Consider the following 12652-nt stretch of genomic DNA (forward strand, 5'->3'; position numbering starts at 1 on the left):
GCTGAGGTCGACTGAGTTGTCATAAATAATTTGCCATGTATATCTTAGGAGGCACTGTGAAGTTGAAGACATTGGCTTTGGCCGCAATGATGGGATTAGGGACGTTACCTTTGGCGCTACAAGTTCAGGCAGCCGAAGTGCCAGAAGGGCCGCATGTTGTCACCTCCGGTACCGCCAGTGTTGATGCGACACCGGATATTGCCACTATCGCTATTGAAGTCAGTGTATCTGCCAAAGATGCGGCAGATGCCAAAAAACAGGCGGATACAAGGGTCGCGCAATATTTTGATTTCTTACGTAAAAGTGGCATTGAAAAGAAAGATATCAATGCTGCCAATATTCGTACCCAACCTGAATACGATTACCAGAAAAGCGGTGAAGCGGTCTTGAAGGGATACCGTGCCGTGCGCCAGGTTCAGGTAACATTACGCCAACTGGATAAGTTGAATGAGCTGCTAGATGGTGCGCTGAAGTCTGGTCTAAACGAGATCCGTGCGGTGGAACTCGGGGTAGCAAACCCGGACACATACCGTGAGCAGGCGCGTAAAAAAGCCATTGAAAATGCCATTAGCCAGGCAGGATCATTGGCTGATGGATTCAAAGTTAAACTTGGGCCGGTCTACAGCATTCGTTACCACGTCGCTAACTACCAGCCTATGCCGGTAGCACGCATGTTTAAAAGCGCTGAAGCGGCACCAGCCACCGATGCCGCACAGACTTACGAACAGCAGACCATCCATTTTGATGATCAGGTTGATGTCGTGTTTGAACTCCAAACTGCGACCAGTACCGCTAAATAAATCAATCCTGCCGTAATACCTGACGCCCATAAGACAACAGGGCGTCAGTCACCTTTCTCATGGTTCTGCTTTCCGGTGCAAACCGGTGCCAGAACAGCATTCGCCGTTGCAGTAATCCTGGCGTCAGATTGATTAATTCGCCTGAAGCTAGCTCTTTCTCGATTTGCAGATGCGGGATCATACAACAGGTGGTTCCTTGTCGTGCTAACTGCACAAAAGCTTCGGAAGAGTTAACAATATGGCAGGGCACGCTGCCCGGTGATAAATCAAAGTTCTGCTGTAAAAACGCCTGATGCATATCATCCAGATGGTCAAACGCCACCGCTGGCGCTTTCAACAATGCCGAGCGGGTTACGCCATTAGGGAAATAACGCTCAGCGAAAGGTTTGGAGGCGACAAACAGGTAATCCAGCGCACCGAGTTGATCAACCAGACAACTGGGGAGCGGTTGAGGTTGGATACTGACAGCACCCACAACCTCGCCGCGACGTAACCGTTCCTGAGTTCGAGTCTCATCCTCGACTTGTAAATTCAGCCGGATAGGGGAATCAGCCAGCACCGGTTTCAATGCCGGTAGCAACCAGGTCGCCAAACTGTCGGCGTTGACTGCCAGCGACAATAACAGTGGTGTATCTCCGCCATTATCATTGCCCAGCCACTCTTCTTCCAGTAACTCAACTTGATGCAGTAACGCGAGCAGTTTCTGCCCTTGTTCGGTAGGCCGTGGTGGCACGGTGCGCACCAGCAGCGGTTGTCCGAACAGATTCTCTAACTGCTTGATGCGTTGAGATACCGCCGATTGGGTGATGCAAAGTTTTTGTGCAGCGCGTTCAAAACCGCGTTCACGGATCACCGCGTCCAGCGCTTGTAGCGTACGGTAGTCTGGGCGTTTCATCGGAGTCATCTCTCCAAATATTAAGTCGATACAGCACTATGCCACATTTTAGCCAGTTTGTTATGACAGGATGCCAAGGTGTCAGCCACAAATAAACCGGCATAACTGTGATCCGGCTAGAATTAACTACCACGCGAGTTGGCTTTATTCACACAATCACCACTGCGGATGCTCTATAATGACCTCAGGTTTTCTTTCACATCAAGGCGTGAACTTACCATGACTCAGGATGAACTTAAAAAAGCAGTGGGCTGGGCAGCATTAGATTATGTTAAACCCGGTACCATCGTTGGGGTCGGCACTGGCTCGACCGCAGCACATTTTATTGACGCACTTGGCTCCATCAAAGGCCAGATAGAGGGGGCGGTTTCCAGCTCTGATGCCTCTACTGCCAAACTGAAAAGTTACGGCATCCATGTATTCGATTGTAATGAAGTGGATGTATTGGATATCTATGTTGATGGCGCTGATGAAATTAACGACCAGATGCAGATGATCAAAGGCGGTGGTGCTGCGCTGACCCGCGAGAAAATCATTGCTGCTATTGCTCGTCAGTTTATCTGCATCGCGGATGCGTCCAAGCAGGTTGCTATACTGGGTAAGTTCCCGCTGCCGGTTGAAGTTATCCCAATGGCCCGCTCTTATGTGGCTCGTGAACTGGTTAAGCTGGGTGGCTTACCGGAGTATCGTCAGAACGTCCTGACTGATAACGGCAACGTTATTTTGGATGTCCACAATCTGAGTATTTTGGATGCCATTGCGTTAGAAAATAAAATCAATGGTATTGCCGGTGTCGTTACGGTCGGCCTATTTGCTAATCGGGGGGCTGATGTGGCACTGATTGGCACCGCCGACGGCGTTAAGACCATAAAATTAAAGTGATCGGTTAACGCGCTCTCAGGATGAGGTTCGCTACTTCATCCTGAAAGTTTTTTTGCCTTTAAATATCTTTTCTTAAAATCGCTAAATTTGGTGATATATATCACATTTCTTCATTTCGTTTTATTAACCTGCCATTAACCCTCTTCACGCCAGTTTTTTATTCCATAAATTAACATTGGCACTGATTGTTATGCTGGCCGGCAGGCAATCGTTTGTATTGCTGCCCGCGTAATATTTGTTATGTTGACAGGGTGCTGACCGGATTCATTCGATAGCGGCAGCCACATCTGAAGTCTGAAAATAGGGTCGGGGACATGGCAAAAGTATCACTGGAGAAAGACAGAATTAAGTTTCTGTTAGTGGAAGGGGTGCACCAGAGCACGGTTGATAATCTGCGTGCTGCCGGATATAGCAATATTGAATATCATAAAGGTGCCTTAGACACCGAATCACTGAAAGCATCGATCAAAGATGCTCACTTCATCGGCATTCGATCGCGTACGCATCTGTCTGAAGAAGTTTTTGCGGCAGCAGAAAAATTAGTCGCAGTAGGTTGTTTCTGTATCGGTACTAATCAGGTTGATTTAAAAGCGGCTACCAAACGCGGTGTGCCGGTATTCAATGCACCTTTCTCCAATACCCGTTCGGTAGCTGAAATGGTACTGGGCGAGTTACTGCTGATGTTCCGGGGCATTCCATCTGCTAACGCCAAAGCTCACCGTGGTGAGTGGAACAAGCTGGCGGTGGGTTCCTATGAAGCCCGTGGCAAGAAGCTGGGCATTATCGGTTATGGTCATATCGGTACCCAACTAGGGATTCTGGCAGAGAGTGTCGGGATGAAAGTATTTTTCTACGATATCGAAAATAAACTGTCGTTAGGGAATGCACAGCAGGTGCGTCACCTGTCTGATCTGCTGAATATGAGTGATGTGATTAGCCTGCATGTGCCGGAAAACCACTCCACTAAAAACATGATTGGCCCTGAACAGTTGGCTCTGATGAAGCCGGGTGCGATGCTGATTAACGCCTCACGCGGTACCGTGGTCGATATCCCGGCCTTGTGTGATGCGTTGGCCAGCAATCACTTGGCAGGCGCGGCAATCGACGTATTCCCTGAAGAGCCTGCAACTAATAAGGACCCGTTCAATTCACCCTTGTGCGAGTTTGATAATGTGTTGCTAACACCACATATTGGTGGTTCCACTCAGGAAGCGCAGGAAAATATCGGTGATGAAGTGGCAGGTAAGCTGGCGAAGTATTCCGACAACGGCTCAACGCTGTCTGCGGTCAACTTCCCTGAGGTTTCTCTGCCTGCTCACGGCGATAATACCCGCCGTCTGTTGCATATCCATGAGAACCGCCCAGGCATCCTGACCAGCATTAACAAAATCTTTGCCGAACAGAATGTCAACATTGCGGCACAGTATCTGCAAACCAGTGCTGAAATCGGTTATGTCGTCATTGATGTTGAGACTGATGATGCGGAAAATGCAGAAAAAGCATTGCAGGCGATGAAGGCGATCCCGGGAACTATCCGTGCTCGTTTGCTTTACTAGTATCCCCTTCGACCTTGATATTGCAGCGTTGTTAGCGGCCTTCGCTCACCCGAATCACTTACTTATGTAAGCTCATCGGGATTATGAGCCTCATCAGAGGCTCACCCTGCGGGCTAGCGCAAGCGCCGTTCAAAATGGTTTACGACCAATTTGTCGTTCACTTGCTGCCTAGCCGCATTACCAATGGTTTTGGGTATAAATATTTGTATTAAATGACTAAACACCCGCTATCTATAAAATATCGGGTGTTTTTTTATTTTGCAGGATTATCTCTTACCACTGCCACACTTTTGTTGGTGTCACTATCTCTGGCAATGGCACATCCCAAAGCTCACAGGGCAAGTGCTCTACCCATTGGCAATCATGGGCCAGGCCAATAGGATAAGGGCGTCCTTGCTGCCAGTGTTGCAGCGTACGGTCATAAAAGCCACCACCCATACCTAAACGTTGCCCGAGGCTATCAAACGCCACTAACGGGGTTATCACCATATCCAATTGGTTTAGTGGCAGAACTTCTCGCACATCTAATTGTGGTTCAAGGATTTTCAGGCGATTACGGATAAGCGTGCTATCAGGGCGATAACGCAGAAATAATAAATTACCGGGGCTGAAAGGGTGCAAAACCGGCAGATAAACCTGTTTTTGTTGCTGCCATAGCAGCTCAATAATGGGGCGGGTATTGAGTTCACCATCGAAGGAGAGGAACACGGCGATGGTGTTAGCCTGACGGATTCTGTCATGCTCAGCGATATGCTTTGCTGCCAGATGCGCTGACTGATGCTGTTGTTCCGCAGTCAACAGTCGCCGACGTTCACGGATCTCACTACGAATTTTTTGTCGCTCAAGGGCATATTGCGCAGTCAAAGGCATATTATTTATTCAAAAATATGTTGTTGATTTAAAGGATAATTTTTTGACTAAAAAGACATTTTATTGATTCGCAAGATATATTGCTGATGCCAGTAGACAGCCAATGTAAAACGAACGTGATAACCCCAAATGCTGGTTACCCGATAAAGGGGGGATCTCCGAGATGCCGCCGCAGGCTGTAACCCTTGAACCCATGGTTCAAGGTGAACGCAGCGTCGCAACCTTAAGGCTTCTCGGCGGACCGAGCATGCGCACCAGTTACGGAGTCACTACATTCTGTTGGTATTAAATATCGGCTCAGGGGACTGGCCCGCTGGCAAACACCTCAGAGAAATTTTTTACTCACTGCTGAATCTATCATTCAACAGAGATTTATTCAAACTGTGCATCCTGACGTTCAGAGATGCGACCTTGTTCAAGCAACGCCTGTTCAATGGTCTGTTGTAACATCCGAATACGTTGCTCCATATTGGATGCATAGTCACGGGTTTTCAACCTTTCCTGAGCTAATTCGTGACAGACGTTCAATGCTGCGATAAAAACTAACTGCTCAGTATTTGTGACTCTAGTGCGAACTTTGAGATCTTGCAACCGTTGGTTAAGATCTTCTGCTGCCATGTTCAACGCGTCTTGTTGTTCTGGCGGACAATTGACTCTTAACGAGCGACCAAAAATTTGAATATCTACCGGTTGTGCAGACATGCCACCTTCCTGACTAATTTTCGCGCCAACCTTGTAAACCAGAGGCAAAATGCTCGTAGTTGCAAAGCGGGCGTCACTATATATATCTCGATACCAAGATTCAACCACTAATACCCGCTGGGTATTAGGGTCTGGCGCGTTGCGTTTTCTGGTATAGCGACCTTTCTTGGTGGTAGCATAACACGAACTTATCCTGCCAACGATGACCAATACGCATGTCTATAGAGAATACATTACCAACTTACCAATCACTTGCCTTGGCGTTAAGCCAGCAAGCGGTAGCATTAACCCCCGCAGAAATGCATGGCCTGATCAGCGGCATGCTCTGTGGTGGCAGTAAAGACAATGGCTGGCGCACGCTGGTACATGACCTGACCAATGACGGCGTTGCCTTTTCACAAGCGTTGGGATTGCCGTTACAACAGTTACATGAAGCAACACAAGAAGCGCTGGAGAACGAAGGTTTTATGTTCCAGTTGCTTATCCCTGAAGGGGACGATATCTCGGTTTTTGACCGTGCTGACGCATTATCAGGTTGGGTCAACCATTTCCTGTTAGGTTTGGGTATGTTGCAACCGAAACTGGCGCAGGTGAAAGATGAAGTGGGTGAAGCCATTGATGATTTACGTAATATTGCCCAATTAGGCTATGACGAAGATGAAGATCAAGAAGAGCTGGCTCAATCATTAGAAGAAGTTATTGAGTATGTGCGTGTGGCCGCTATTTTGTGCCATATCGAATTTACTCAACAGAAGCCGACTGCACCAGAGATGCGTAAGCCAACACTACATTAAATGATATGGTGTAATATGTTGAATTAAGTCGATTAAATCGGACGTTCCAGGAGGGTGTGATGACTCAGCAAGAATACCAGAACCGCCGTCAGGCGCTGTTGGCGAAGATGGCCCCGGGCAGTGCAGCACTGTTTTTCGCCGCACCAGAGGCTACGCGCAGTGCGGATTCCGAATACCCTTATCGTCAGAATAGCGATTTTAGCTACCTGACGGGGTTCAATGAACCGGAGGCGGTGTTGATTCTGGTAAAAAGCGATGAGACCCATAACCATAGCGTGTTGTTTAACCGGGTGCGGGATTTAACCGCCGAGATCTGGTTTGGCCGCCGTTTAGGGCAAGATGCGGCCCCCCTCAAGTTAGGTGTTGACCGCGCATTACCCTTCGATGAAATCGACGAACAGCTCTATTTGTTGCTCAATCGCCTTGATGTGATTTATCACGCGCAGGGGCAATATGCTTATGCAGATAAAATTGTTTTTGCCGCGCTGGAAAGGTTACGTAACGGTTTTCGTAAAAATTTACGTGCACCGGCCACGCTAACTGACTGGCGTCCATGGTTGCATGAAATGCGCCTGTTTAAGTCAGCTGAAGAAATTGCTGTGATGCGCCGCGCCGGTGAAATCAGTGCGCTAGCCCATACTCGCGCGATGGAAAAATGTCGCCCAGGTATGTTTGAGTATCAGTTGGAAGGGGAGATTCTGCATGAGTTCACCCGCCATGGCGCGCGTTACCCGGCATATAACACTATCGTTGGCGGTGGTGAGAATGGCTGCATTCTGCATTACACCGAAAATGAGAGTGAATTGCGGGATGGTGAGCTAGTGCTGATTGATGCAGGTTGTGAATACCGTGGCTATGCCGGTGACATCACCCGCACCTTCCCGGTTAACGGCAAATTCACGCCAGCGCAACGCGAGATTTATGACATCGTTCTGGCCTCGATTAATCAATCATTAGAATTGTTCCGCCCGGGTACCAGTATCCGCGAAGTCACCGAGCAGGTGGCGCGCATTATGATTACGGGTCTGGTTGGTTTGGGCATTCTAACAGGTGATATCGAGCAATTGATCGCTGAAAAAGCGCATCGCCCCTTCTTTATGCATGGTTTGAGCCACTGGTTAGGGTTGGATGTGCATGATGTCGGTGATTATACCAATAGTGACCGTGGCCGCATTTTGGAACCGGGAATGGTGTTGACCATTGAACCGGGTCTCTATATCGCCCCAGATGCTGATGTACCGCCAGAATACCGTGGTATTGGTATTCGTATCGAAGATGACATTGTGATTACCGCTGACGGCAATGAAAATCTGACCGCCAGTGTGGTGAAAGATCCCGATGCCATTGAAGCCCTGATGGCGGCAGCGAGATAACTGATGAGCGTAATCATTGTTGGTGGTGGTATGGCCGGAGCAACTCTGGCGCTGGCTATTTCATCCCTCACCAAAGGGCGGGTGCCGGTTGCTTTGGTTGAGGCACAACTTCCCGATAGCAAGCAGCACCCGGGGTTTGATGCCAGAGCAATTGCCTTGGCACAAGGCACCTGCCAACAACTGGAGCGCATTGGTATCTGGGCGCATCTGGTTGATTGTGCCACCGCCATTGAACATGTTCATGTTAGTGATAGCGGTCATTCGGGCTTTGTTAACTTACGCGCCGCTGATTATGGTGTTGCGGCACTGGGTAATGTTATTGAGCTACATGATGCCGGTAAAAGGCTGTTTGCCTTATTGCAGAAAGCGCCGGGAGTGACGCTGCATTGCCCGGCTAAAGTGGTGGATGTGGTCCGTACAGTTGCATCAGCTGGTGTGACGCTGGATAACGGCCAACAACTGAGTGCAAAGCTGCTAGTGGCAGCCGACGGATCTCATTCGGCACTGGCGCGGGCTTGTAATATTCAGTGGCAGCAGCAGGACTATCAACAGATCGCCGTGATTGCCAATATTACGACTTCCGAACTACCGGCAGGTCGGGCTTTTGAGCGTTTTACCCGCAATGGGCCGTTGGCATTATTACCGATGTCTGAAGGGCGTAGCTCGTTGGTCTGGTGTCACGCTAAACACGAAAAGCAGCAGGTCGATAGTTGGGATGACGCCCGTTTTGTGGCGCAATTGCAGCAAGCTTTTGGTTGGCGGTTGGGTAAAATTCTCCATGCGGGTAAGCGCTACAGCTACCCGCTGCAATTATTGACGGCTTCGCGCCATATCAGTCACCGTCTGGCGTTAGTGGGTAATGCGGCGCAAACACTGCATCCCATTGCCGGGCAGGGTTTCAATCTAGGGCTGCGTGATGTGATGTCGCTGGCTGAAACTATCGCGCAGGCGGGGGGAGACCCCGGTGAGTATGCGGTGCTCAGCCAATATCAGCAGCGGCGGCAAGGGGATCAACAGGCGACTATTGGTGTCACTGATGGTTTAATTCGTCTGTTTGCCAATCGCTATGGGCCACTGGTGGTTGGGCGTAACCTTGCTCTGATGTCAATGGAACTGATGCCTGCAATACGTGATACTTTCGCCCGGCAGACATTGGGATGGGTAGAGCGTTAATTTTACCCGTCATCTTTCACGTTGCAGGTGTGTGGGCTGCGACTGATGTAAGCTCATCGGAATTAATGAGTCCCATCCTTGAGGCTCACCCTACGGGTTAGCATAAATGCTGTTCAAATCGATTCCCGACCGATTTGTATCTCGCTTGCCGCCTTCCTGCATCGAGAAATTTATAGGGTAAATAAAGTTCATATTTTCATGGGATATATCTCGGTATGCAATCATATGACGTGGTAATCGCCGGTGGCGGAATGGTCGGTCTGGCGCTGGCCTGTGGCTTACAGGGCAGTGGCTTGCGCATCGCTATTCTGGAGCATCAGCCCGCACCAGAACCTCTCACTGCACCGTTGACTGATGAGTTGGCGCTACGTGTCTCGGCGATCAATGCTGCCAGTGAGCGCTTATTGAAAAAAATAGGGGTATGGGACAGCATTTTGGCGCTACGGGCCAGCCCTTATAGCGGCATGGAAGTGTGGGACCAAGACAGTTTTGGCAAAATAGCGTTTCATGCTGATGAATATGGCTTCAGCCATCTCGGTCATATCATTGAGAACCGGGTGATTCAGCAGGCGCTATGGCAACGTGCCAGCCAATTAGCTGAGATTACGCTGTTGGCACCGGCCAGCCTCAAACAGGTGGCATGGGGTGAAAGCGAAGCTTTTATCACGCTAACTGATGACCGTATGCTCAGTGCGCGGCTGGTGGTTGGGGCCGATGGCGCTAACTCATGGTTGCGCCAGCATGCGGATATCCCGCTGACTTTTTGGGACTATGCCCACCATGCGCTGGTAGCGACCATTCGCACGGAAGAAGCACATCAGGCAACGGCGCATCAGGTATTTCATGGTGATGGTATTCTGGCTTTCCTGCCGTTTAGCTCCCCACACTTGAGTTCGATAGTCTGGTCACTTCCTCCTGAGCGTGCTGCCGAGTTAGCTGCGCTACCCGCCGAGCAATTCAACCGCGAACTGGGCATGGCGTTTGATATGCGTTTGGGGCAATGCCAGCTTGAGAGTGAGCGCCAGACCTTCCCGCTGATGGGGCGCTATGCACGTAGCTTCGCGGCACACCGGTTGGCGCTGGTGGGGGATGCTGCCCATACTGTGCATCCGTTGGCCGGGCAGGGCGTCAATCTGGGCTTTATGGATGCCGCTGAGTTAGTCTCTGAGCTGCGCCGTTTACAGCGCCAAGGCAAAGATATCGGTCAGCATCTCTATCTGCGGCGTTATGAACGTCGCCGCAAGCACAGTGCTGCGGTGATGCTTGCCAGTATGCAGGGTTTCCGCTCCCTGTTTGCGGGCAGTAACCCTGCCAAAAAGCTCCTGCGTGATATTGGCTTAACGCTGGCTGATAACTTGCCGGGGGTAAAACCACCGTTAGTGCGGCAGGCCATGGGATTACATGATTTACCCGATTGGCTAGATGAGTAGTTTTGTGAGTCACTAAACCCCCCTCAGTTGAAATAATCTAATTTCAGCCCTATTTTCGCATTAGTTTTTCTCACTGATAACCAAAACCTGAAAAGTTGAAACTGACAGGGTTTTGGTTATTTGGTTATATAACATCGCAATTTTTACTGATTAATTGTTAATAATGTGCCTCTGTGCGCATTTTTTCAGTGGAAAACTCTGCACAATACTCCTGCCTTTTGTCCTCTTAGGGCGTGCTATTGCCTATTTTAGCTTATGGTTACCTGATGAGTTCGGTGATAACGTTGGGCAAAAGGTATCGTTTGCGTAGACCCGTCATACTTCACGTTGCATGTGTGTTGGCTGCCTTCGTTCACCCCAGTCACTTACTGATGTAAGCTCCTGGGGATTCACTTAGTTGCCGCCTTCCTGCAACCCGAATTATCTAGGGTATATGCCTGTTTATGGTAAGTCAGAGTACCAGACACTCATGGCATGAAACTGTTTGAGGGAGAGTAGATGTCTAAGCAGACCCCGCTGTATGATCAGCACGTAGCGTGCGGTGCGCGCATGGTAGATTTTCATGGCTGGATGATGCCATTGCATTATGGTTCCCAAATCGACGAGCACCATATCGTGCGTCAAGATGCCGGTATGTTCGATGTCTCTCATATGACTATCGTTGATCTGCACGGTGCCCGTACCCGTGAGTTCCTGCGTTACCTGTTAGCCAACGACGTTGCCAAACTAACCCAACCGGGCAAAGCCCTTTACACCGGGATGCTAAATGCGTCCGGCGGTGTTATCGATGACTTGATTGTCTATTTCCTGCAAGAAGACTATTTCCGCTTAGTGGTTAACTCCGCTACCCGTGACAAAGATCTGGCCTGGATAATCCAGCATGCTGAACCTTACCAGGTTGAAGTGACGGTGCGTGACGATCTTGCCCTGGTGGCGGTACAAGGCCCAACGGCTCAACAGAAAGTGGCTACTTTACTGACTCCTGAGCAGCAGCAGGCGATCGCGGGCATGAAACCATTCTTTGGTATTCAAACGGGTGATTTCTTTATCGCGACTACCGGTTATACCGGTGAATCAGGGTATGAAATCGCACTACCAAAAGAGCAAGTTGTTGAATTTTGGCAGCAACTGCTCGCCGCTGGGGTGAAGCCTGCGGGTCTTGGTGCGCGTGATACTTTGCGTCTGGAAGCGGGTATGAACCTTTACGGCCAGGAAATGGATGAAGGTGTTTCTCCGTTAGCCGCCAATATGGGCTGGACGATAGCCTGGTTGCCAGAAGACCGCCAGTTTATCGGCCGCGAAGCACTGGAAAAGCAACGTGCGGACGGCACTGAGCAACTGGTCGGCTTGATCATGACCGAAAAAGGCGTATTACGTAATGAGTTGCCGGTGCATTTTTCTGATGCGCTGGGTAACTCACATGTCGGTGTGATAACCAGTGGTTCATTCTCGCCTACATTGGGGTTCAGCATTGCGCTGGCCCGTGTGCCTGCGGGAATTGGTGAGAGTGCGGTGGTTCAAATCCGCAACCGTGAAATGCCAGTGCGGGTCACAAAACCCGGTTTTGTGCGGGCGGGTAAGCCGGTCGCGCTGTAAGTCTTCCGAATTATAAGAGCCTCAATTTTTGGCTCTATCTCTTTTTAAGGAGCAGCAATGAGCAATGTACCAGCAGAGTTAAAATATGCGTCATCTCATGAGTGGGTTCGTGCCGATGGCGATGGCATCTATAGCATCGGTATCACTGAGCATGCGCAAGAGCTACTGGGCGACATGGTGTTTGTTGATTTGCCTGAAGTGGGCAGTGAAGTTTCAGCTGGCAGTGACTGTGCTGTTGCCGAATCAGTTAAAGCGGCTTCCGACATTTATGCCCCGATCAGCGGCGAAATTGTTGCGGTTAATACTGAGCTGGAAAGCTCACCAGAGCTGGTCAACAGCGCACCTTATACCGATGGTTGGCTGTTCAGCATCAAAGCCTCTGATGAAGGTGAGCTGGCAGGCTTGTTAGATGCCGAGGCTTATCTGGCGACCATTGAAGAATAAATGAAAAAAAGCCTGAGGTGAGTGAAGTGCAATGAGCTAAGGGTTGACCACGTCTACGGGCGCTCCGGTGGCTTACGCCACTACGACCCGAACGACGTGTTTCCCCTTAGTTCGGCTTTGTGAGTATTTCTAAAACC

The 12652-nt window shown here is 49.8% G+C and carries 12 protein-coding genes and 1 other RNA gene; 9 read left to right on the forward strand and 4 right to left on the reverse strand.

Annotation, left to right across the window (positions count from 1 at the left end; all coding sequences use genetic code 11):
- Positions 1-56 precede the first annotated feature (56 nt).
- Positions 57-800, forward strand: a complete 744-nt coding sequence (locus V1952_RS02575) for an oxidative stress defense protein (RefSeq protein WP_083162731.1) — start codon at positions 57-59, stop codon at positions 798-800.
- A gap of 1 nt (position 801) precedes the next feature.
- Here V1952_RS02575 and V1952_RS02580 read toward each other — a convergent pair whose 3' ends face one another.
- Positions 802-1695 (reverse strand): LysR family transcriptional regulator ArgP, encoded by an 894-nt coding sequence (locus V1952_RS02580; RefSeq protein ID WP_005163344.1) that lies wholly within the window; start codon positions 1693-1695, stop codon positions 802-804.
- A 219-nt stretch (positions 1696-1914) separates the two neighbouring features.
- Here V1952_RS02580 and rpiA point away from each other — a divergent pair, with 219 nt between their 5' ends.
- Both rpiA and serA read left to right on the forward strand, forming a co-directional pair.
- The gene (rpiA, locus tag V1952_RS02585; RefSeq protein WP_083162733.1) at positions 1915-2577 is read left to right on the forward strand and encodes a ribose-5-phosphate isomerase RpiA; all 663 of its coding nucleotides are present in this window, start codon (positions 1915-1917) and stop codon (positions 2575-2577) included.
- Between the two features lie 314 nt (positions 2578-2891).
- Complete coding sequence (gene serA / locus V1952_RS02590) at positions 2892-4133, forward strand: phosphoglycerate dehydrogenase (protein ID WP_083162735.1); 1242 nt, start codon at positions 2892-2894, stop codon at positions 4131-4133.
- Between the two features lie 273 nt (positions 4134-4406).
- On the opposite strand, the gene V1952_RS02595 is transcribed toward serA, so the two are convergent.
- The 3 genes from V1952_RS02595 to zapA all read right to left on the reverse strand — a co-directional run bounded on the left by V1952_RS02595 (position 4407) and on the right by zapA (position 5705).
- Positions 4407-5003: a 5-formyltetrahydrofolate cyclo-ligase gene (locus tag V1952_RS02595; RefSeq protein WP_372560647.1), complete on the reverse strand. Its 597-nt coding sequence runs from the start codon at positions 5001-5003 to the stop codon at positions 4407-4409.
- A gap of 151 nt (positions 5004-5154) precedes the next feature.
- Positions 5155-5338: non-coding RNA, 6S RNA (ssrS, locus tag V1952_RS02600), on the reverse strand.
- Between the two features lie 37 nt (positions 5339-5375).
- Positions 5376-5705 (reverse strand): cell division protein ZapA, encoded by a 330-nt coding sequence (gene zapA / locus V1952_RS02605; protein WP_004706812.1) that lies wholly within the window; start codon positions 5703-5705, stop codon positions 5376-5378.
- 215 nt (positions 5706-5920) lie between these two features.
- Here zapA and V1952_RS02610 point away from each other — a divergent pair, with 215 nt between their 5' ends.
- From V1952_RS02610 to gcvH, 6 genes are all read left to right on the forward strand, one after another.
- Positions 5921-6499: a YecA family protein gene (locus V1952_RS02610; RefSeq protein WP_372560648.1), complete on the forward strand. Its 579-nt coding sequence runs from the start codon at positions 5921-5923 to the stop codon at positions 6497-6499.
- Positions 6500-6558: 59 nt separating this feature from the next.
- A complete protein-coding gene (gene pepP / locus V1952_RS02615; protein WP_420070944.1) occupies positions 6559-7872 on the forward strand; it encodes a Xaa-Pro aminopeptidase in 1314 nt (437 codons plus the stop codon).
- A gap of 3 nt (positions 7873-7875) precedes the next feature.
- Positions 7876-9045, forward strand: coding sequence for a 2-octaprenyl-6-methoxyphenyl hydroxylase (ubiH, locus tag V1952_RS02620; RefSeq protein ID WP_420074275.1), 1170 nt, complete (start codon positions 7876-7878; stop codon positions 9043-9045).
- A 215-nt stretch (positions 9046-9260) separates the two neighbouring features.
- A complete protein-coding gene (gene ubiI, locus V1952_RS02625) occupies positions 9261-10475 on the forward strand; it encodes an FAD-dependent 2-octaprenylphenol hydroxylase (RefSeq protein WP_420074276.1) in 1215 nt (404 codons plus the stop codon).
- Positions 10476-10973: 498 nt separating this feature from the next.
- Positions 10974-12071, forward strand: a complete 1098-nt coding sequence (gcvT, locus tag V1952_RS02630; RefSeq protein WP_372560652.1) for a glycine cleavage system aminomethyltransferase GcvT — start codon at positions 10974-10976, stop codon at positions 12069-12071.
- A gap of 57 nt (positions 12072-12128) precedes the next feature.
- Positions 12129-12515: a glycine cleavage system protein GcvH gene (gene gcvH, locus V1952_RS02635; RefSeq protein ID WP_005193111.1), complete on the forward strand. Its 387-nt coding sequence runs from the start codon at positions 12129-12131 to the stop codon at positions 12513-12515.
- The last annotated feature ends 137 nt before the right edge of the window (positions 12516-12652 follow it).

Source organism: Yersinia sp. 2542 StPb PI (assembly GCF_048593855.1).
Taxonomy (GTDB): domain Bacteria; phylum Pseudomonadota; class Gammaproteobacteria; order Enterobacterales; family Enterobacteriaceae; genus Yersinia; species Yersinia enterocolitica_E.